The 20,919-nt window shown below is 71.6% G+C and carries 18 protein-coding genes; 3 read left to right on the top strand and 15 right to left on the bottom strand.

The window, feature by feature from the left end; translation table 11 throughout:
* Positions 1–44 precede the first annotated feature (44 nt).
* The 5 genes from ruvX to rpsD form a co-directional block, all read right to left on the bottom strand.
* Positions 45–509, bottom strand: a complete 465-nt coding sequence (gene ruvX / locus ACRAS8_RS29200) for a Holliday junction resolvase RuvX (protein WP_438490630.1) — start codon at positions 507–509, stop codon at positions 45–47.
* Positions 510–523: 14 nt separating this feature from the next.
* Positions 524–3,193 (bottom strand): alanine--tRNA ligase, encoded by a 2,670-nt coding sequence (alaS, locus tag ACRAS8_RS29195; protein WP_438488970.1) that lies wholly within the window; start codon positions 3,191–3,193, stop codon positions 524–526.
* The gene (locus tag ACRAS8_RS29190; protein WP_438488969.1) at positions 3,193–3,537 is read right to left on the bottom strand and encodes a DUF6167 family protein; all 345 of its coding nucleotides are present in this window, start codon (positions 3,535–3,537) and stop codon (positions 3,193–3,195) included. The genes alaS and ACRAS8_RS29190 overlap by 1 nt, the downstream gene beginning before the upstream one ends.
* Positions 3,538–3,545: 8 nt before the next feature.
* The gene (locus ACRAS8_RS29185; RefSeq protein WP_438490629.1) at positions 3,546–3,965 is read right to left on the bottom strand and encodes a DUF948 domain-containing protein; all 420 of its coding nucleotides are present in this window, start codon (positions 3,963–3,965) and stop codon (positions 3,546–3,548) included.
* Between the two features lie 301 nt (positions 3,966–4,266).
* A complete protein-coding gene (gene rpsD / locus ACRAS8_RS29180) occupies positions 4,267–4,878 on the bottom strand; it encodes a 30S ribosomal protein S4 (protein WP_018539819.1) in 612 nt (203 codons plus the stop codon).
* Positions 4,879–5,060: 182 nt separating this feature from the next.
* On the opposite strand from rpsD, the gene ACRAS8_RS29175 reads away from it, so the two are divergent.
* Positions 5,061–5,855 (top strand): DUF2470 domain-containing protein, encoded by a 795-nt coding sequence (locus tag ACRAS8_RS29175; protein WP_438490628.1) that lies wholly within the window; start codon positions 5,061–5,063, stop codon positions 5,853–5,855.
* Between the two features lie 45 nt (positions 5,856–5,900).
* Here the strand turns inward: ACRAS8_RS29175 and ACRAS8_RS29170 are convergent, their stop codons facing one another.
* From ACRAS8_RS29170 to ACRAS8_RS29155, 4 genes are all read right to left on the bottom strand, one after another.
* Entirely contained in the window at positions 5,901–7,259 is a 1,359-nt protein-coding gene (locus ACRAS8_RS29170; protein WP_438488968.1) for a replication-associated recombination protein A, read from the bottom strand.
* A gap of 102 nt (positions 7,260–7,361) precedes the next feature.
* Complete coding sequence (locus ACRAS8_RS29165) at positions 7,362–8,003, bottom strand: vitamin K epoxide reductase family protein (protein ID WP_438488967.1); 642 nt, start codon at positions 8,001–8,003, stop codon at positions 7,362–7,364.
* Positions 8,004–8,198: 195 nt separating this feature from the next.
* Positions 8,199–9,461 (bottom strand): histidine--tRNA ligase, encoded by a 1,263-nt coding sequence (gene hisS, locus ACRAS8_RS29160; protein WP_438488966.1) that lies wholly within the window; start codon positions 9,459–9,461, stop codon positions 8,199–8,201.
* 12 nt (positions 9,462–9,473) lie between these two features.
* Positions 9,474–10,190, bottom strand: a complete 717-nt coding sequence (locus ACRAS8_RS29155; protein WP_438488965.1) for an MBL fold metallo-hydrolase — start codon at positions 10,188–10,190, stop codon at positions 9,474–9,476.
* Positions 10,191–10,442: 252 nt separating this feature from the next.
* Between ACRAS8_RS29155 and ACRAS8_RS29150 the strand changes: the two genes are divergently transcribed.
* Together ACRAS8_RS29150 and ACRAS8_RS29145 are read left to right on the top strand one after the other, a co-directional pair.
* Entirely contained in the window at positions 10,443–11,264 is an 822-nt protein-coding gene (locus tag ACRAS8_RS29150) for a peptidylprolyl isomerase (protein WP_438488964.1), read from the top strand.
* A gap of 239 nt (positions 11,265–11,503) precedes the next feature.
* Positions 11,504–12,733 carry a DUF349 domain-containing protein gene (locus ACRAS8_RS29145; RefSeq protein WP_438488963.1) on the top strand — a complete coding sequence of 410 codons (1,230 nt, stop codon included), beginning with the start codon at positions 11,504–11,506 and terminating at the stop codon, positions 12,731–12,733.
* A gap of 91 nt (positions 12,734–12,824) precedes the next feature.
* Here ACRAS8_RS29145 and ACRAS8_RS29140 read toward each other — a convergent pair whose 3' ends face one another.
* The 6 genes from ACRAS8_RS29140 to ruvB all read right to left on the bottom strand — a co-directional run bounded on the left by ACRAS8_RS29140 (position 12,825) and on the right by ruvB (position 20,901).
* Complete coding sequence (locus ACRAS8_RS29140) at positions 12,825–15,362, bottom strand: RelA/SpoT family protein (RefSeq protein ID WP_438488962.1); 2,538 nt, start codon at positions 15,360–15,362, stop codon at positions 12,825–12,827.
* A gap of 184 nt (positions 15,363–15,546) precedes the next feature.
* Positions 15,547–16,095 (bottom strand): adenine phosphoribosyltransferase, encoded by a 549-nt coding sequence (locus ACRAS8_RS29135; RefSeq protein WP_438488961.1) that lies wholly within the window; start codon positions 16,093–16,095, stop codon positions 15,547–15,549.
* Complete coding sequence (secF, locus tag ACRAS8_RS29130) at positions 16,092–17,207, bottom strand: protein translocase subunit SecF (protein WP_438488960.1); 1,116 nt, start codon at positions 17,205–17,207, stop codon at positions 16,092–16,094. The genes ACRAS8_RS29135 and secF overlap by 4 nt, the downstream gene beginning before the upstream one ends.
* 1 nt (position 17,208) lies before the next feature.
* Positions 17,209–18,951, bottom strand: coding sequence for a protein translocase subunit SecD (secD, locus tag ACRAS8_RS29125; protein WP_438488959.1), 1,743 nt, complete (start codon positions 18,949–18,951; stop codon positions 17,209–17,211).
* A gap of 154 nt (positions 18,952–19,105) precedes the next feature.
* Entirely contained in the window at positions 19,106–19,600 is a 495-nt protein-coding gene (gene yajC / locus ACRAS8_RS29120; RefSeq protein ID WP_438490627.1) for a preprotein translocase subunit YajC, read from the bottom strand.
* Between the two features lie 212 nt (positions 19,601–19,812).
* Positions 19,813–20,901 carry a Holliday junction branch migration DNA helicase RuvB gene (gene ruvB, locus ACRAS8_RS29115; protein ID WP_438488958.1) on the bottom strand — a complete coding sequence of 363 codons (1,089 nt, stop codon included), beginning with the start codon at positions 20,899–20,901 and terminating at the stop codon, positions 19,813–19,815.
* Positions 20,902–20,919 lie beyond the last annotated feature (18 nt).

The following is a 20,919-nucleotide window of genomic DNA, read 5'->3' as shown; positions in this document are numbered from 1 at the left end:
GTTCGAACCGCTGCCACAACGCGCGGAACGTTACCGTACCGCGATCAGATGACCACTTCGACGGGCTCCCCGGGCGGGCGGCCGGAGGTCCGTTCGGTTTCCAGGGCGCTCTGGAGGATGACCACCGCGGCGGCCTGGTCGACCACCGAGCGGCCCTTCTTGCTGCGGACGCCGGAGGCCCGGAGTCCGTGAGTCGCGGTCACCGTCGACATCCGCTCGTCGACCAGCCGGACCCCGACGGGGGCGATGTTCCGGGCCAGTTCGCGGGCGAAGGCGCGGACCTTGGCCGCAGCCGGCCCCTCTCCCCCGCTGAGGGAGCGGGGCAGGCCGACCACGACTTCGAGCGGCTCGTACTCCTCGACGATCGCCTTCAGCCGCCGGTGCGCCGCCGGGACGTCCCGCCCCGGCACGGTCTCGACGGGGGTGGCGAGGACCCCGTCGGGGTCGCACGAGGCGACCCCGATCCGGGCGTCCCCGACATCCACGGCGATGCGGCGGCCGCGTCGCATCTCGCTCACGTCCCTCAGGCCGCCTCGGACACCAGGCGCCGGACGGCCTCGACGGCCTCGGGCACCGCGGCGGGGTTCTGCCCGCCGCCCTGAGCGACGTCCGGCTTGCCGCCGCCACCGCCGCCGAGCGTCTTGGCGGCGGTACGGACCAGGTCGCCGGCCTTGATGCCGCGCTCGCGGGCGGCCTCGTTGGTGGCGATGACGGTCAGCGGGCGGCCGTTCGCCACGGTGAACAGGGCCACCACGACGGGGCGGTCGCCCTGGATCCGGCCGCGCACGTCGAGGACCAGCTTGCGCAGGTCGTCGGCGGAGGTGCCGTCCTGGACCCGATCGGCGACCAGGGCCACGCCACGGACGTCCTGGGCGCCGTCGGCCAGCCCGGCCGCGGCCTGCAGGACCTTCTCGGCGCGGAACTTCTCGATCTCCTTCTCGGCGTCCTTCAGCTTGGCCAGGACACCGGAGATCTTCTCCGGCAGCTCCTCCGGGCGGCCCTTGACCAGCTCGGTGAGCTGCGAGACGACGGTGTGCTCACGGGCCAGGAACCGGTAGGCGTCCACGCCGACCAGGGCCTCGACCCGGCGCACGCCGGAGCCGATGGAGGACTCGCCGAGCAGCTTCACCAGGCCCAGCTGGGCGGTGTTGTGGACGTGCGTACCGCCGCACAGCTCCTTGGAGAAGTCGCCGATGGTCACCACGCGGACCCGCTCGCCGTACTTCTCGCCGAACTCGGCGATGGCGCCCTGCTTCTTGGCCTCGTCCATGCTCATGACCTCGGCGTGCACGTCGAGTTCGCGGGCGAGCACGTCGTTGATCTTCTGCTCGACGTCGGTGAGGACCGAGCCGGGCACGGCGGTCGGCGAGCCGAAGTCGAAGCGGAAGCGGCCCGGGGAGTTCTCCGAACCGGCCTGGGCGGCCGTCGGCCCCAGGGCGTCGCGCAGTGCCTGGTGGGTGAGGTGGGTGGCGCTGTGCGCGCGGGCGATGGCCCGGCGGCGCTGGACGTCGATGACGGCGAACGCGGCGGCGCCGAGCACCACCTCGCCGACCTGCACCGCGCCCTTGTGGACGAGGACGCCGGGAACCGGCTGCTGGACGTCGCGCACCTCGACGACGGCGCCGTTGTCGAGCTTGATGCGGCCGGTGTCGGCGAGCTGGCCGCCGCCCTCGGCGTAGAACGGCGTGCGGTCCAGCACGACCTCGACCTCGTCGCCCTCGTGGGCGGCCGGGGCCGAGGAGCCGTTGACCACCAGGCCGACGACGGTGGACTCGCCCTCGGTGTCGGTGTAGCCGGTGAAGACCGAGGCGCCGGCGGTGTCGGCGATCTCGCGGTAGGCCGACATGTCGGCGTGGCCGTGCTTCTTGGCCTGGGCGTCGGCCTTGGCGCGCTCGCGCTGCTCCTTCATCAGGCGCCGGAAGCCGTCCTCGTCCACCGAGAGGCCCTGCTCGGCGGCCATTTCGAGGGTGAGGTCGATCGGGAAGCCCCAGGTGTCGTGGAGCAGGAACGCCTTGTCGCCGGGGAGCACCGTGCCGCCGCCGGCCTTGGTCTCGGTGACGGCGGTGTCGAGGATGTTGGTGCCGGCCTTGAGGGTCTTGAGGAAGGCGGCCTCCTCGGCGAGAGCGACCGTCTCGATCCGGCTGCGGTCCGCGATCAGCTCCGGGTACTGCTGGCCCATCGTCCTGATGACGACGTCGATGAGGTCGGCGACGACCGGGCCGGTGGCGCCCAGCAGCCGCATGTTGCGGATGGCGCGGCGCATGATGCGGCGCAGGACGTAGCCGCGGCCCTCGTTGCCGGGGGTGACGCCGTCGCCGATGAGCATGGTGGAGGTGCGCATGTGGTCGGCGACCACGCGCAGCGAGACGTCGGAGTCGCCGGCGGCGCCGTAGCGGACGCCGGTGAGCTCGCCGGCCTTGTCGATCACGACGCGCAGGGTGTCGGTCTCGTACATGTTGTGGACGCCCTGGAGGATCATGGCGAGGCGTTCCAGGCCGAGGCCGGTGTCGATGTTCTTCGACGGCAGCTCGCCGAGGATCTCGAAGTCCTCCTTGCCGAGGCCCGCGCCGCGCTCGTACTGCATGAAGACCAGGTTCCAGATCTCCACGTAGCGCTCGTCGTTGACGGCCGGGCCGCCCTCGACGCCGAACTCGGGGCCGCGGTCGTAGTTGATCTCCGAGCACGGGCCGCAGGGGCCCGGGACGCCCATGGACCAGTAGTTCTCCTTCTTGCCCAGGCGCTGGATGCGCTCCTTGGGCACGCCGACGACCTCGTGCCAGATGCGCTCGGCCTCATCGTCGTCGAGGTAGACGGTGATCCAGAGCTTCTCCGGCTCCAGGCCGTAGCCGCCGTCCGCCACGGGAGACGTCAGCAGCTCCCAGGCGTACTTGATGGCGCCTTCCTTGAAGTAGTCGCCGAAGGAGAAGTTGCCGCACATCTGGAAGAACGTGCCGTGCCGGGTGGTCTTGCCGACCTCTTCGATGTCCGGCGTGCGGACGCACTTCTGGACGCTGGTGGCGGTCTTGAAGGGGGCCTTGACCTCGCCGAGGAAGTACGGCTTGAAGGGGACCATGCCCGCGTTGACCAGCAGCAGGGTCGGGTCGTCCGCGACGAGCGACGCCGACGGCACGACGGTGTGCCCGCGCTCTTCGAAGAAGCGCAGCCAGCGGCGGCGGATTTCAGCCGACTCCATCAGTGGTCCTCATTTCCGGTCGGTCCGGTCAGTCCGGGGGTTCTCGTGGTTCGGTAGGACGTCTGCTGCACCTGTTGCACCGCACGGCGCGGCGCGGGCAGCTCTCGCACCTCGGCGGGCTCCGCGAGCCCGAGCGCGTCGTGCAGTTGCTCTTCACGGTCCGACATTCCGGCCCGTACGTCCAATGCAAATTGGCGCAGCCGGTGTCCGGTCTCGACGGCCTTGTCCGCTGCCTGGGCGGCGAGGCTGTCGGGCTGCAGCTTGCGCAGCTTTCGGTGAACCTTGTTGGTGGCCCACACCCCGGCGGCGGCGCCGGTGGTGAACCAGAATGCGCGGCGGAACATCGCGGTGATCAGTCCTTGGAGCGACGGGAGCGGCGCCCGCCGCGGCGGGCGCCGGGCAGGGTGCGGCCGACGATGACGGTGCGGTCCGGCTCGGGCAGGCCCTTCCTGCCGATCGCGCGGCGCACGCCGTAGCCGAACGCGGCGACCTTGACCAGCGGCCCGCCGAAGGCGGAGGAGACGGTCGAGGAGAGCGCGGAGGCGTTGGCGGTGACCTCCTGGACGTCGGCGGCGATGGCGTCGACGCGGGCGAGTTGGCTGTGCGCGGAGCGGACGGTCTCGGAGGCGCCGGCGAGGAGCGGCACGGCCTGCTCGGTCACCTCGGTCACCATCTTGGTGGTCGCTCTGAGGGTCTGCGCGAGCCTCACCAGCACGAGGGCGAGGAACGACACGAGGATCGCCCAGAAGACGGCCACGAGGATCCCGGCCACCTCTCCACCGGACACGCTGGCACCACTCTCCGACTGGTCTGCTCTGGTCTGGTCTCGTCCTGCTCGAACGGCAACCTTGACCTTATCGCGCCGTGACTGTCCGTCCGTACCGCGTTGCCGTTCCGTCCCGCGGCACCGGGCGGCCGATTCTACGGTCCGTGCCGGTGCGCGTGCGCTCCGTGGGGAGGGCGGGGGTGCCGGCCGGGGAACTCAGCGCCGCCGTCCGGCAGTTGGTCGTTACTTCGGCTGCGGCCGGCCGGGAGCCGGGGATTTCCGCCCGGAAAAGCACCGGCCCGGTGGATCAGCGGGCGTAGTACTCGACGACGAGCTGCTCGTCGCAGATCACCGGGATCTCCTTGCGGTTGGGGTCCCGGTCCAGGCGGAACGCCAGGGCCTGGAGGTTGACCTCCAGGTAGCGCGGGGTCTCGCCGTCGGGGGCGTAGCCACCCTCGCGGGCCACCTGGAAGGGGTGCTTGTCACGGCTGCGCTCGCGGACCATCACCACGTCGCCGGGGCGGACGCGGAAGGACGGCTTGTCGACCTTGCGGTCGTTGACCGAGATGTGGCCGTGGACGACCATCTGGCGGGCCTGGTAGATGGTCCGGGCCAGGCCCGAACGCAGGACGAGCGCGTCCAGACGGCGCTCAAGCTCGACGATCAGGGCCTCGCCCGTCTTGCCTTCGACCTTCCGAGCGCGGTCGTAGGCACGGACCATCTGGCGCTCGCTGATGTCGTACTGAGCGCGCAGACGCTGCTTCTCCAGCAGCCGGACCTTGTAGTCACTGTTCTGCTTGCGGCCACGGCCGTGCTCGCCGGGCGGGTAGGGACGGGCCTCGAAGTACTTGACGGCCTTCGGCGTCAGCGCGATGCCGAGCGCACGGGACTTCTTGACCTTGGGACGCGACTGGTTCACGTGGAACGTTCCTCCATGTAAGTTAGGTGAGGCTTACCTTAGCGCGAGGAGAACGCATGTTTCGACCTGGGATCCCCCTGCCCGGCGCCGACCGCACCGGGACGGGTCAGCCGCGTCCCGTGGAAGACGCCCAGCGGCCCTCGGCGGCTGAGCGCGTACGAACTCTCGTCGAGTCCCATGGTATGGCGTCGCTGGACATCCCCGGAGTCGAGGATCCGGACGAGACCGGCCTCTCGGCTCCCGTCTGCCGGACCGTGACTCCCGAAGGAGACGTGCTGCTGCTGGTTCCTGGGGACTCGGCGGCCGCCCGGGCCGCCGCACACGCCCAGGACGACGACCTGCCCGCCGTGATGGAGATCACGGATGTGGCACCGGTCGCGGTGCCCCACCGCGTCCGCGGCCGCGCCTGGGTCGCCGGCTGGCTCACCCCCGTACGCAACGAGCAGCGGGCCCGGGCCGCGATGCTGCTCGCCGAGCGGCACCCGGTCGGCGAGCTGCTGGGCATCGGCGAGGCACTGGCGCCGGACCCCGTGCCGGGCCAGTACGGGCGGCCCGCCTGGATGCTGCTGCGCCTGGAGGTCGGCGAGGGCGCGGTGGACGACCTGTGGGGCGCGGAGTCCTTCGAACCGGAGGAGTTCGCCGCCGCGGCGCCCGACCCGCTGGTCTCCCACGAGGCGGAGCTGCTCCAGCACCTGCACGCCGCCCACTCCGCGCAGGTCCGGGGGCTGTGCGGGCTGCTCGGCGAGCGCGGCGAAGAGGTCTGCGGGCTGCGCGGTCAGGCGGTGCCGGTGGGCCTGGACCGCTTCGGGCTGCGGGTCCGCTTCGTCCGGGGCACCGGGGACGGGCCCCAGGGGGACGGTGGGACGGACGGCGTCCGGCGGACCTTCGACGCCCGCTTCGACTTCCCCGAGCCCGTCCGGGACGTCGCCGAGCTGCGCCGGGCGATGCACGTCCTCTTCGAGGCCGCGACCGGCTGACCCGCCGCGGCGCCCGCCGCCCGGCGACGGCCGGTCAATCGCCGGTCAGTCGCCGTTCTCGCCGCGCAGCCGGGCCCGGACCCGCTCGGCGACATCGGCGTAGCGTGCCTCGGCGCCGTGCCGGGTGGGGGCGTAATAGCGCGTGCCGTGCACCGCGTCGGGGGCGTACTGCTGGGCCGCGATACCGCCCGGCAGGTCGTGCGGGTACTGGTAGCCCTTGCCGTGGCCCAGCTTCTGGGCGCCCTGGTAGTGGCCGTCGCGCAGATGCGGGGGCACCGGCCCGGCCTTGCCGGCACGGACGTCCGCCAGCGCGGCGTCTATCGCCAGATACGCGGCGTTCGACTTCGGGGCGAGGGCGAGCGCGATGGTGGCCTGGCTCAGCGTGATCCGGGCCTCGGGGAAGCCGATCAGCGCCACCGCCTGGGCGGCCGCCACCGCCGTCTGCAGCGCCGACGGGTCGGCCAGGCCGATGTCCTCGCTCGCCGAGATCATCAGCCGGCGGGCGATGAACCGGGGGTCCTCCCCCGCCTCGATCATCCGCGCCAGATAGTGCAGCGCGGCGTCCACGTCGGAACCGCGGATGGACTTGATCAGCGCGCTGGCGACGTCGTAGTGCTGGTCGCCGGCCCGGTCGTACTTCACCGCCGCGCGGTCGACCGACTCCTCCAGCGTCCGCAGGGTGATCTCCTTCTCCCCCTTGGCCAGCGCGGAGCCGGCGCCGGCCTCCAGGGCCGTCAGCGCCCGGCGGGCGTCGCCGCCCGCGATCCGCAGCAGATGGGACTCGGTGTCCTCGGGGAGGGCGACCGCCCCGCCCAGGCCCCGCTCGTCGGTCAGCGCCCGGTGCAGCAGGCCGCGCAGGTCGTCGTCGGTGAGCGGTTCGAGCGTCAGCAGCAGGGAGCGGGAGAGCAGCGGGGAGATCACCGAGAAGTACGGGTTCTCGGTGGTGGCGGCGATCAGCGTGACCCAGCGGTTCTCCACCGCGGGCAGCAGGGAGTCCTGCTGGGCCTTGCTGAAGCGGTGGATCTCGTCGAGGAAGAGGACGGTCTCCTTGCCGTAGCCGCCCGAGGCGCGGCGGGCGCCGTCGATGACCGCGCGGACCTCCTTGACGCCGGCCGTGATCGCGGAGAGCTCGACGAAGCGCTTGTTGGTCGCCTGGCTGACGACGTACGCCAGGGTCGTCTTGCCGATGCCGGGCGGGCCCCACAGGAAGACCGACGACGGCCCCGCGGGACCTCCGGCGCCCTCCCCCACCAACCGCCGCAGCGGCGAGCCGGGCTTGAGCAGGTGCTGCTGGCCGACGACTTCGTCGAGGGTGCGGGGGCGCATGCGAACGGCGAGAGGGGACCCCGCGGGGTCCTTCTCCTGACGGGCTTCCGCGGCGGCGGTGAACAGGTCGGGCTCCACGTCTACGGAGCCTATGCCACCCCACTGACAACGCCCCGGCCGCCGAGGTCGGCGGTCCGGGGCGGGGGAGCGATCCGGACAGGTCCGGGACGGCTCCGGGGCTCAGATCAGGCTGCTCCAGTACGACCACCAGCGGGTCAGGATCAGCAGCGCGATCACGCCGTACCAGAGCACCGGGACGACCCAGTGGAACTCCAGTACCGCGCTGCGCAGCGCCCGGGGCGCCGGGATGAACCCGTGCTTGAGGTTGTGCACGGTGGTGTACCAGAACATCAGGATCACGGCGCACCAGGTCAGCGTGCACCACAGGCAGAGCGCGTTGATGTCGTAGAGCGACTGGGTCATCAGCCACATGCAGAAGACCGCGGCGAGACCGGTGCCGGCGTTGAGGCCGAGCCAGTACCAGCGGCGGAACCGGGCGCCGGCCAGCAGGGCCATGCCGATCGCGACGACCACCCCGAAGCCGACCAGTCCGGCCATCGGGTTCGGGAAGCCGAAGACCTCCGCCTGCTTGCTCTGCATCACGCTGCCGCAGGAGATGATCGGGTTGAGGCTGCACGCCGGCTTGAAGTTCGGGTCCTTCAGCAGCTCGAACTTGTCCAGGGTGATGACCCAGGAGGCCAGTCCGCCGAGTGCGCCGGTGATCACCAGGAGCAGGGCGAGGGCGCGACCGGAGCCGGTGGGCTGCGCGGCGCTCGCGCGGTCGTCGTCGGTGGACACGTCGTCAAGCGCTGTCGTCGTCATATGGCCGTTCCGTCGGTCCCGGAGAAGGTGTCGGTCGGCCGGCGGAACCGGCCGCGTCCTTCATTGTGCCGCACCTCCCTGTGAACCCGGGGTGCTGTGGACCGGTACGGGGTGATTCCGCGTACCGGCCTTGACGCGAGGGGGCCCGGACGGCGCGCTGCCGTCCGGGCCCCTGGAGGTTCTGCCGCGTCCGGCTCAGCCCAGCGCCCGCCGGACCTCCTCGACCACCGCGTCCAGCGCGACCGGGGTCTGCTCGCCACTCGCCAGGTCCTTGAGCTGGACCACGCCCTCGGCCAGATCCCGTTCGCCGGCCACCAGGGCCAGTCGCGCACCGGAGCGGTTGGCGGACTTCATGGCGTTCTTCAGGCCCTTGCCGCCGAAGGCGAAGTCCGTGGCGACGCCGGCCAGTCGCAGCTCGGTGACCTTGCCGAACAGCACCCGGCGGGCCTCCTCGCCGAGCGGGACGGCGTAGACGGAAGTGGCGGCCGGGATGTCGAGGGTGACGCCCTCGGCCTCCAGGGCCAGCACCGTGCGGTCCACGCCCAGCGCCCAGCCGACGGACGGCAGCGCTGGGCCGCCGATCATCTCCGACAGGCCGTCGTAGCGGCCGCCGCCGCCCACCGCGGACTGCGAGCCCAGGCCGTCGTGGACGAACTCGAAGGTGGTGCGGGTGTAGTAGTCCAGGCCGCGGACCAGCTTCGGGTCGTCCTCGTAGGCCACGCCCGCCGCGGTCAGCAGCTCGCGGACCTGCTCGTGGTAGGTCTTGCACGCCTCGCAGAGGTAGTCGCGCAGCATCGGCGCGCCGATCAGCTGCTCCTGGACGGCCTCGCGCTTGTCGTCCAGGACCCGCAGCGGGTTGATCTCGATCCGGCGGCGGGTGTCCTCGTCCAGCCGCAGCCCGCGCAGGAACTCCTGGAGCGCGGCACGGTAGACGGGGCGGCACTCCTTGTCGCCGAGCGAGTTCAGCAGGATGCGGAAGTCGCGCAGGCCCAGCGAGCGGTACGCCTGGTGGGCCAGGATGATCAGCTCGGCGTCCAGCGCCGGGTCCTCGGCGCCGATCGCCTCGGCACCGACCTGCGAGAAGTGCCGGTAGCGGCCCTTCTGCGGGCGCTCGTAGCGGTAGTACGAGCCGGAGTACCAGAGCTTGACGGGGAGGTTGCCGCCCTTGTGGAGGTTGGCCTCCAGCGCGGCGCGCAGGACGGAGGCGGTGCCCTCGGGGCGCAGCGCGAGCTTGTCGCCGCCCTTGGTCTCGAAGGCGTACATCTCCTTGGTGACGATGTCGGTGGACTCACCGACACCGCGGGCGAACAGCTCGACGTTCTCGAAGCCGGGCGTCTCGACGTAGCCGTAGCCGGAGTTCTTCAGCGGTGCGGCGATCGCCTCGCGCACCGCGAGGTACGTCGCGGAGTTCGGCGGGATCAGGTCGTAGGTGCCCTTGGGTGCCTGAAAGGTGCTCACGGAAGGTTCTCGTCACAATCCTCGTCGCGGAGCGGCGGTCGGGGTGCCGTCTCCGAGGCCGGCGGCCACCTGCCGGAGGAAGGGGTTGGTGGCGCGTTCGCGGCCGATGGTGGTCTGGGGGCCGTGGCCGGACAGGACGACGGTGGAGTCCTCCAGCGGCAGGCACACGCGTGCCAGCGACTTGAGGATCTCGGCGTGGTCGCCGCCCGGCATGTCGGTGCGTCCGATGGAGCCGGCGAACAGCAGGTCGCCCGAGAAGAAGACCGAGGGAATGTCGGCCTGTTCGGGCATCCGGAAGGTCACCGACCCCTTGGTATGGCCCGGGGCGTGCGCGACCGAGAACTCCAGCCCGGCCAGCTCCAGGACGCCGCCGTCGGCCAGGTCCTTGACGTCGTCCGGCTCGCCCACGGTCAGCTCGCCCATGAGCCGCTGACCGATGGAGCGGCCGAGGGCCTTCTCCGGGTCGCTCATCATGTAGCGGTCCTCGGGGTGGATCCAGGCGGGGACGTCGTGCGCACCGCACACCGGGACGACGGACGCGACGTGGTCGATGTGGCCGTGGGTGAGGACCACCGCGACGGGCTTGAGCCGATGCTTCCTGAGCGCGTCCTCGACTCCCGGGGCCGCCTGGTGGCCCGGGTCGATGATCACGCACTCCTCGCCGGCGGCGGGGGCGACCAGATAGCAGTTGGTGCCCCAGGCCCCGGCGGGGAACCCGGCAATCAGCACGTTCGTCCTTAAAGATCGGCGGGGGCGGCCTGCGGGGGCCGCGCCCGGAACATCTCGGCAGCTCCAGAGCCTACCGGCGGGACTCCCGGCAGGGCGAACCCGTATACGGTACGGCCACGGCCGGGCCCTGTCACCGGACTCCGGCCGCCCGCCCGCAGGACCGGCGGCGGGCGGGAGGTGCGACGGACAGGGCCCGACGGCAGCGATCGACGCTCCGGACAAATCGACGCTCAGGACCAAAGGAGACGACCGGTGGTCAGCAAGGACCGGCGGCGACGCGAGCTCGCCCGGCAGAAGTACGCGCGCCAGCAGCAGCGGCGGGCCGAGTCCAGGCGGCGGACCAAGCGCCGCAACGTGATCGTCGCGGGCGCCGTGGCCGTCGCCCTGGCCGCGGGCGCCACCGCCTACGCCTCGGTCACGCTCATCGGCGGCGGGCAGGACCGCACCGACGCCGCGGCCTCGCCCTCGCCGGCCGACCCGTGCGCCCGCCCCGCCAAGGGCACACCGTCGACGAAGACCTGGCCCAAGGAGCCGGCGATGACGATCGACACCTCGGCGTCGTACACCGCCCGGCTGGCCACCACCTGCGGGCAGATCACGTTCACCATGGACGCGGCCAGGGCGCCGCACACCGTCAACTCCTTCGCCTTCCTGGCGGGCCAGGGCTACTTCGACCACAGCCGCTGCCACCGCCTGGTCGACCAGCGCATCTACGTCCTGCAGTGCGGCGACCCGAAGGGCACCGGCGCGGGCACGCCCGGCTACACCCTCCCCGACGAGAACCTCAAGGACCCCCGGCTCAAGGGCGAGGTGTATCCGGCGGGCACGGTCGCGATGGCCAACCGCTACGACGGCAAGGACCCCAAGACCCGCAACTCCGGCGGCAGTCAGTTCTTCCTCGTCTACCAGGACAGCCAGCTGCCCCCGAACTACACGCCGTTCGGCCGGATCACCGGTGGGATGGACGTGCTGAAGAAGATCGCCGAGGCCGGTTCGCACCCCGAACCGGAATCCGGCAACACCGCTCCGAACGCCACCGTCGTCATCAACGCGGCAACGGTCGGGAAATCCTGATCGGCGGTGGCCGGGAGGGGGCGCATCCGGTCGTCCTCGCTGCAATTTCGGTCGTGCTGGATGCGGACAGCCGACCGCCGGTCGCCTAGATTGGCGTTGTGTAGGGTGCCTGCTCCGACGGCCTGCCACCCGCACCGCAAGTCAGCCCGTCGGACCGGCCGGGCGCTGCCCGCCGGACAGAAACTGTGGACGATGCCGGGGGCCGCGGGCCCGGGCCGGCATCATGTGGAGGAGGCGCTGTGAGCAGCGACCCATGGGGCCGCGTCGATGAGACGGGGACCGTGTACGTGCGTACCGCCGACGGCGAGCAGGTCGTCGGATCGTGGCAGGCGGGCACTCCCGAAGAGGCCCTCGCCTACTTCGAGCGCAAGTATGAGGGCCTGGTCGTCGAGATCGACCTCCTGGAACGGCGGATCAGGACCACCGACCTCTCGGCGAAGGACGCCCAGACCGCCATCGACCACCTGCGCCGGCAGGTCGACGAACACCACGCGGTGGGCGATCTGGAGGCGCTGGGCAAGCGGCTGGACACGCTGGTCGGTGTGGTCGAGTCGCGGCGCGAGGAGCGCAGGGCGGCCAAGGCCCGGCAGACCGACGAGGCCCGGCAGGCCAAGGAGAAGCTGGTCGCCGAGGCCGAGGAGCTGGCGGGCAGCGAGCAGTGGCGGGCGGCCGGCGAGCGGCTGCGGTCGCTGGTGGACACCTGGAAGGGCCTGCCGCGGCTGGACCGCAAGACCGACGACGAGCTGTGGCACCGCTTCTCGCACGCCCGGTCGGCGTTCTCCAAGCGGCGCAAGGCGCACTTCGCCTCGCTGGACGCGCAGCGCGAGGAGTCCCGCAAGGCCAAGGAGAAGCTGGTCGCCGAGGCCGAGTCGCTGTCCGGCTCCACGGACTGGGGGGCCACCGCCGCCCGCTACCGCGAGCTGATGCAGGAGTGGAAGGCCGCCGGCCGCGCCCAGCGCGAGCACGAGGACGACCTGTGGAACCGTTTCCGCGGCGCCCAGGACGTCTTCTTCCAGGCGCGCGGCGAGGTCTTCGCGGAGCGCGACGCCGAGCAGCGGGAGAACCTGACCCGCAAGGAGGAGCTGGCCGCCGAGGCGGAGAAGCTGCTCCCGGTCACCGACCTGAAGACGGCCCGGGCCGCGTTCCGGGGGATCAACGAGCGGTGGGAGGCCATCGGCCATGTGCCGCGGGACGCCCGCCCCAAGATCGAGGGCCGGATGCACGCCGTCGAGCGGGCCATCCAGGACGCCGAGGAGGCCGAGTGGCGGCGGACCAACCCCGAGGCGCGGGCGCGCGCCGCAGGGCTGACCGGTCAGCTCCAGGACGCCGTCGACAAGCTCCAGAAGCAGATCGACCAGGCCCGGGCGGCCGGCAACACCGCCAAGGCCGACAAGCTCGGCCGTGAGCTCGAGGGCCGCAAGGCGCTGCTGGACCAGGCGCTGAAGGGGCTTGAGGAGTTCGGCGGTTGAGTCTCTGTGCCTGAGCCGATGAGCGGCTGAAGTGCCGTACGGAACGGCCCGCCGGGTATTCCCGGCGGGCCGTTCCCGTGTGCCGGTGCGCTCAGGGCCGGCGGGCCGACGTCACACGGTAGACGTCGTAGACGCCCTCGACGCCCCGGACCGCCTTCAGGACGTGGCCCAGGTGCTTGGGATCGCCCATCTCGAAGGTGAAGCGGGAGGTGGCGACCCGGTCGCGGGAGGTCTGCACGGCCGCGGAGAGGATGTTGACGTGCTGGTCGGAGAGGACGCGGGTGACGTCCGACAGCAGCCGGGAACGGTCCAGCGCCTCCACCTGGATCGCGACGAGGAAGACCGACGACTGGGTCGGCGCCCACTCGACCTCCAGGATCCGCTCCGGCTGGCGGGAGAGCGAGTCCACGTTGACGCAGTCGGCGCGGTGCACCGAGACGCCGCTGCCGCGGGTGACGAAGCCGATGATGGGGTCGCCCGGCACCGGCGTACAGCAGCGGGCGAGCTTGACCCACACATCGTCCACGCCCTTGACGACCACGCCCGGGTCGGCGCTGGAGCGGCGCTTGGAGCGCGGCCGGATCGGCGTCGACTCGGCGATGTCCTCGGTGGCCTCGTCCTGCCCGCCGAGCGCCTGCACCAGCTTCTGGACGACGCCCTGCGCGGCGACATGGCCCTCGCCGATGGCGGCGTAGAGCGAGGAGATGTCCGGGTAGCGCATCTCGTGCGCGAGGGTGACCAGGGAGTCGCCGGTCAGGATCCGCTGGATCGGGAGGTTCTGCTTGCGCATCGCGCGGGCGATGGCGTCCTTGCCCTGCTCGATGGCCTCGTCGCGGCGCTCCTTGGAGAACCACGCGCGGATCTTGTTGCGGGCGCGCGGTGACTTCACGAAGCTCAGCCAGTCGCGGGACGGGCCCGCGCCGGGCGCCTTGGAGGTGAAGACCTCCACCAAGTCGCCGTTGTCCAGGGTCGATTCGAGCGGGACGAGGCGGCCGTTGACCCGCGCCCCTATCGTGCGGTGGCCGACCTCGGTGTGCACCGCGTAGGCGAAGTCGACCGGGGTGGCGCCGGCCGGCAGCGCTATCACATCGCCCTTGGGCGTGAAGACGAAGACCTCGTTGCGCGAGAGGTCGAAGCGCAGCGATTCCAGGAACTCGCCCGGGTCCTCGGTCTCCTTCTGCCAGTCCAGCAACTGCCGCAGCCAGGCCATGTCGTTGACGGTGTCCTGGCCGGCGCCCTTGCCGGTGCCCTTGGGCGCGTCGGTGCGCACCTTGGAGGCGCCGGCGACCGCCTCCTGCTTGTACTTCCAGTGCGCGGCGATGCCGTACTCGGCGCGCCGGTGCATGTCGAAGGTGCGGATCTGGAGCTCAACGGGCTTGCCGTTGGGGCCGATCACCGTCGTGTGCAGCGACTGGTACATGTTGAACTTGGGCATCGCGATGTAGTCCTTGAACCGGCCGGGGACCGGATTCCACCGCGCGTGGATGGTGCCCAGGGCCGCGTAGCAGTCCCGGACGGTGTCGACGAGGACGCGGATGCCCACCAGGTCGTAGATCTCGGCGAAGTCGCGGCCGCGCACGATCATCTTCTGGTAGACGCTGTAGTAGTGCTTGGGGCGGCCGGTGACGGTGGCCTTGATGCGGGCGGCCCGCAGGTCGGCCTGGACCTCGTCGGTCACTATCGCGAGGTACTCGTCCCGCTTGGGCGCGCGCTCGGCGACCAGCCGGACGATCTCGTCGTACATCTTGGGGTAGAGGATCGCGAAGGCGAGGTCCTCCAGCTCCCACTTGATGGTGTTCATGCCCAGCCGGTGCGCCAGCGGGGCGTAGATCTCCAGGGTCTCGCGGGCCTTCTTCTCCTGCTTCTCCCGCTTGAGGTAGCGCATGGTGCGCATGTTGTGGAGCCGGTCGGCGAGCTTGATGACCAGGACGCGCGGGTCCTTGGCCATGGCGACGACCATCTTGCGGACCGTCTCGGCCTGCGCGGCCTCACCGAACTTGACCTTGTCCAGCTTGGTGACGCCGTCGACGAGCAGCGCGACCTGGTCGCCGAAGTCCCGGCGCAGGGTGTCGAGGCCGTACTCGGTGTCCTCGACGGTGTCGTGCAGCAGCCCGGCCATCAGCGTCGCCGGGTCCATGCCGAGCTCGGCGAGGATGGTGGTGACGGCGAGCGGGTGGGTGATGTACGGGTCGCCGCTCTTGCGCTTCTGGCCGCGGTGCCAGCGCTCGGCGACCTGGTAGGCCCGCTCGACCTGGCGCAGCGTGGCCGTCTCGATCTTGGGGTCGTTGCTGCGGACGGCCCGCAGCAGCGGCTCCAGGACGGGGTTGTACGGGCTGGAGCGCTGGACGCCGAGACGGGCCAGCCGGGCCCGGACGCGGTTCGGCGAGCCGGAGCGGCCGCCGGGAGCGGTCGGCAGCGGCTTGGCCGGCGGCTGCACGGGGGTCGGGCGGGACCGGCCGGCGGGGGCCTGGGGCGCGGTGGGCGCGGCGGTGCCGTCGGCCGCGCCCTGCCGCTCGGGCTTCGGCGCGTCGGAGGAAGCCGCGGACCGCGGCTTCGGCTCGTCCGCACGCACGGCGGGGCTTCCCGTCGGACGCGGTCCGGGGGAGAGCGGCTGGGCCTCGTCTGGCAAGGGCACTCCTCATGCGGGTACGGACCCCAGGGCCTCGAAGCGGCCGGGATGCCATGGTATCGAGCCCATGGCCATGACTGCCGCGCGGCCAGGGGTCCGTACATGACACAGCGGCGGGGGCACCCGGAATGTTCCGGATGCCCCCGCCGTCGCCAGAAGTGCCGGACGAAGCCGGCGGCGGGACTCAGACCGTGATCAGGGCCTCCAGCGGAGCGCCCTTCAGGCCCGCGTCCAGCCGCTGCCGGCCGTCGAGGAAGCCCAGCTCCAGCAGTACCGCCAGGCCCGCCACCTCGGCGCCGGCCCGCCGGATGAGCTGCAGCGAGGCGTCCGCGGTGCCGCCGGTGGCCAGCACGTCGTCGATCACCAGGACCCGGTCGCCGGGCGTCAGCGCGTCGGCGTGCATCTCGATCTCGGCGGTGCCGTACTCCAGCTCGTATGCCTGGCCGAGCGTGGCGCCGGGCAGCTTGCCGGCCTTGCGGACCGGGACGAAGCCGATGCCGGCGGCCACCGCGACCGGCGCGGCGAGGATGAAGCCGCGGGCCTCCAGGCCCACCACCTTGTCCGCCCGGAAGCGCTTGCACAGATCGACGAAGGCACCGGTCAGCGCACGGAACGCGGCCGGGTCGGCGAGCAGCGGGGTGATGTCCTTGAACACCACGCCCGGCTGCGGGTAGTCCGGGACGTCCGAGATCCGGCTGAGGAGCAGCTCGCGCAGCTCGGCGGGGGCGCTCATCGGCGCTTCCCGGAGGTGCGTCCGCGACCACGGTTGCGAGCCTCGGACTGGGGACGCGGGCCGACGACCGCGGCGCCCTCGGCCTCGTCGTCCGCGCCCTCCGCCTCGGCGGCCTCCTCCTGGCGGGCCGCCTCCTTGGCGGCGGCCGAGGCCCGCTTGGCGGCGACCCTCCGGGCCAGCGCCTTCATCTGCGGCTCGCCGTTCTTCAGGTCGGCGACCAGCGGCGTCGCGATGAAGATCGAGGAGTAGGCACCGGCGGCCAGACCCACGAACAGGGCCAGCGAGATGTCGTTGAGCATGCCCGCGCCCAGCACGCCACCGCCGACGAAGAGCAGCCCGGCGACCGGCAGCAGCGCCACGACCGTGGTGTTGATCGAGCGCACCAGGGTGCCGTTGATGCTGCGGTTGGCGATCTCGCTGAAGGTGAAGCGGGACTGCTTGGTGATGTCCTTGGAGGCTTCCTTGAGGCTGTCGAAGACGACGACGGTGTCGTAGAGCGAGTAGCCGAGGATCGTCAGCAGACCGATGACCGTGCCCGGGGTGACCTCGAAGCCGACCAGGGCGTAGACGCCGACGGTGATCGTCAGGTCGTGGATCAGGGCCACCAGTGCGGCGACCGCCATCCGCCACTCGAAGGCGACGGCCAGATAGAGCACCACCAGGACCATGAAGATCCCCAGGCCCAGCCATGCCTTGTCGGCGATCTGCTCGCCCCAACTCGGGCCGACCAGCTGGGTGTTGACGTCCTTGACCGGGACCTTGAGGTCCTTGGCGATCTCCTCCTGGACGGGCAGCGACTGCTTGGTGTCCAGACCGCTGATCTGGACGCGCAGCGTGCCGTTGCCGAGCTTCTGCACCATGGCCTGGTGGCCGGGGGCGGCCGACTCGGCGTGGTGCTGTGCCTCCGCGGTGGAGACCGAGGTCTTCGGGGTGGTGAAGACCGCGCCGCCGGAGAACTCGATGCCGAAGTTCAGGCCCCGCACCGCCAGGCCGACGATGGCCGTGATGGTGATCAGGATCGAGATGCCGTACCAGATCTTCCGCTTGCCGATGAAGTCGTAGCCGACCTCACCGCGGTAGAGCCGGGCGCCGAGGTTGCCGAGCTTGGACATCTCACGCCTCCTTCGTCTGGGTGGGGGCGGTACGACGGCGCCGCAGCGGCGGCCGGGCGCCCAGGCGCTTGGGATCGAGACCGGACCACGGGTGTCCGTCGGCGAAGAACTTCCGCCGGGCCAGCAGCGTCATCAGCGGCTTGGTGAAGAGGAAGACCACGACCACGTCGAGCAGGGTGGTCAGGCCCAGCGTGAACGCGAAGCCCTGCACCTTGCCGACGGTGACGATGAACAGCACCGCCGCGGCCAGGAACGACACGAAGTCGGAGACCAGGATGGTGCGCCGGGCCCGCGGCCAGCCGCGCTCGACGGCCGGGCGCAGGGTGCGGCCCTCGCGAATCTCGTCCCGGATGCGCTCGAAGTAGACGATGAACGAGTCGGCGGTGATACCGATCGCGACGATGGCGCCGCAGACCGCTGGGAGGTTCAGCGCGAACCCGATGGCCGGGCCGAGCAGCGTCATGATCGTGTAGGTCAGGACCGCCGAGACCGCCAGGCTCGCCAGCGCGACCAGCGCCAGCCCGCGGTAGTAGGCGACGAGGTAGATGACGACCAGCGCGAGGCCGATGGCACCGGCGATCAGACCGGCGTGCAGCTGCTCGCCGCCGAGCGCCGCGGTGACCGTGGTCTCGTCGTCGATCTTGAACGAGAGCGGCAGGGCGCCGTACGACAGCATGTTGGCCAGATCCTCGGCGGACTGCTGGGTGAAGCCGCCGGAGATGGTGGCGGAGCCCTGGTTGAGCCGCGTGTTGACGCGCGGGTCGGAGGCCACCGCGCCGTCCAGCACGATCGCGAACTGGTTCTGCGGCGGCGCCTTGGCGGCGAGCTTGCCGGTGATGTCCGCGAACTTCTTGCCGCCCGCGGAGGTGAACTCCATGTCGACGATCCAGCCCTGGCCCTGCTGGCTGTCGAAGACCGCCTTGGCGTTCTTGACGTCCGTGCCCTCGACGCCGACCGGGCCGAGCACGTACTTCTGGGAACCGTCGTCCTTGCAGGCCACGACCGGGTCGGAGGGCTTGGCGCCGGCGGCCTGCTCATTGGCCAGGGACAGGCTCTGCTTGGTGGAGCAGTTCAGCGCGGCGAACTGCTTCTGCAGGGCGGGCGGGACGTCCGTGCCGCCGGGGGCCGGGGGCGTCGGCTGCGCGGAGGGCTTGTCCGAGGCCGAGGCGGAGGGCTGGGCGGACGGCTTCTTCAGCGCGTCCGTGACCGCGCGGCCCTTGGCGGTGGCGCTCGGGGTCGGCGAGGCGCTCTGCTGGGAGCCCTTGCCGCCGGTGGCCTTCTCCCCCTCCTTGCCGCCCTTGGAGGGGCTGGGCGCGGGCTCGGGGGCCTTGGTGCCCGCGGCGGTGGTCAGCACCGGCCGGAAGGCGAGCTGGGCGGTGGTGCCCACCTGCTGCCGCGCCTGCTTCGCGTCCGTCCCCTTGGGGATGTTCACGATGATGTGGTTGCTGCCCTGCGTCTGGACCTCGGACTCGGTCACACCGAGACCGTTGACCCGCCGCTCCATGATGCCGGCGGCGGTGTTCATGTTGGTCTCGTTGATCGCGTTCGGCTTGCCCGGCTGGTTCTGCGCGGCCAGCGTGAAGCTGGTGCCGCCCGCGAGGTCGATGCCCAGTCGGGGGGTCAGTGTGCCGGAGTAGAACATGCCTCCGACCAGCGCCACCATCGCGATCAGCATCAGGATCAGGGTGCGCCCCGGATGCCCCTGGCTCGCGGGCGCCCTGCGGCCCTTCTTCGGTGCTGCCACCTTGTCGTTTCTCCCTGTCCAACCCCTCGGCCTGGGATGTCTGCCGAGCGGCCACGAAGTCTTGTGGGGACGTGCCCCCGCCGGAGCCTAGACCGTCCGGGAACCGCGGTGCGCCCGATCGGGGGCGTGCCGCGGTCCCCTACTACGGAACGGACTACTTCGCGTCGGCGTCGCCGGACTTCTTGCCGTCCTTGGCGGCCTCGGCCTCGCCGGCCGCCGGCTTGCCGGCCTTGCCGGCCTGGTCGTCCTCGGCCTTCTCGGCGGCGGGCTCGGCGCCCTCGCCGGCCTCGGCCTTGCCCAGGTCGATCTTGCCGGCCTTGTCACCCTTTTCGGTGGCCTTGTCGGCACCGTCCTCGGTCAGCGACGAGACGTCGTCCGGAACGACCGGGCGGTCCTCGGCGACGACCGGGTCGGCACCGTCCAGAATGCGGTTGTACTCCTCGTCCGCGAGCACCGCGCCGATGGCGTTCTTGGCGTAGATGGCGTGCACACCGGGAGCGACCTCCAGGAGGACGGTGTCCTCGTGGATTTCCTTCACGGTGGCGTACATGCCGCCGATCGTCCGGACGCCGGTGCCGGGCTGCATCTCATCGCGCATCTGCTGGGCCGCCTGCTGCTTCTTCTTGGCGGACCGCGTCATCAGGAACATGGCCCCGATGAGGACGATGAAGGGGAGGAGAGTCACGATATTGGGCACGGGACGGAAATCCTTCGCACGACCGCTGCTATCGGCGGTCTCATATAGCGGGGGTGGGCATGCCGGCCCTACGGACGGCATCGGCGGAGTCTAAGCGAGTCCGCACCACAGGAACAACGCCCAGCATCGCACCGCAGTTCCTGACCGGGCGAGTCCCCGCGCCGTCATGCCTCGAACAGGCCCTGCCGGCCGCCGCCGCCCGCCGCCTGCGGCGGCACCATCCCCATGTGCGCCCAGGCCGCCGGCGTCGCGATCCGGCCCCGCGGCGTGCGGGCCAGCAGGCCCTCCCGCACCAGGAACGGCTCGGCGACCTCCTCGACCGTCTCGCGCTCCTCCCCCACCGCGACCGCGAGGGTGGACAGTCCCACCGGGCCGCCGCCGAACAGCTTGAGCAGGGCGGTGAGCACCGCGCGGTCGAGCCGGTCCAGGCCGCGGGCGTCGACCTCGTAGACCCCCAGGGCCTGCGCGGCGACCTCGCGGGTGATCACGCCGTCTGCCTTGACCTGGGCGTAGTCGCGGACCCGGCGCAGCAGGCGGTTGGCGATCCGGGGCGTGCCACGGGAGCGGCCGGCGATCTCGGCGGCTCCGTCGGGCTCTATCGCCACGTCGAGCAGGCCGGCGGAGCGGTGGATGACGCGCTGCAGCTCGGCGGGGGCGTAGAACTCCATGTGGCCGGTGAAGCCGAACCGGTCGCGCAGCGGCGGCGGCAGCAGGCCCGCCCTGGTCGTGGCCCCGACCAGCGTGAACGGCGGAAGCTCCAGCGGGATCGCGGTGGCGCCCGGCCCCTTGCCGACGATCACGTCGACGCGGAAGTCCTCCATCGCCATGTAGAGCATCTCCTCGGCCGGCCGGGACATCCGGTGGATCTCGTCGAGGAAGAGGACCTCGCCCTCCTGGAGGGAGGAGAGGATCGCCGCCAGATCGCCGGCGTGCTGGATGGCGGGGCCGGAGGTGATCCGGATCGGGGCGCCCATCTCCGCCGCGATGATCATGGAGAGGGTGGTCTTGCCGAGCCCGGGCGCCCCGGACAGCAGGACGTGGTCGGCGGTGGCGCCGCGGGCCCGGGCGGCCTTCAGCACCAGGTCGAGCTGCTCGCGGACCCGCTCCTGGCCGACGAACTCGTCCAGGTCCTTGGGCCGCAGCGCGGCCTCGACGGCGTTCTCCTCGCCATCGGCGTCGGCCGCCACCAGCCGGTCGGCCGGGGCGCCGGCGGTCTCCTCGGCGGCGGACGGTGCGGTGTCGTCCCAGTTCACTGCGGATTGCCTCGCGGG

Origin of the sequence: Streptomyces sp. S186, assembly GCF_051603415.1 — a bacterium.
In the GTDB taxonomy this organism is placed as follows: Bacteria; Actinomycetota; Actinomycetes; order Streptomycetales; family Streptomycetaceae; genus Streptomyces.
The sequence above is the reverse complement of the archived record's forward strand: the minus strand, read 5'-3'. Positions and strand labels throughout refer to the sequence as shown.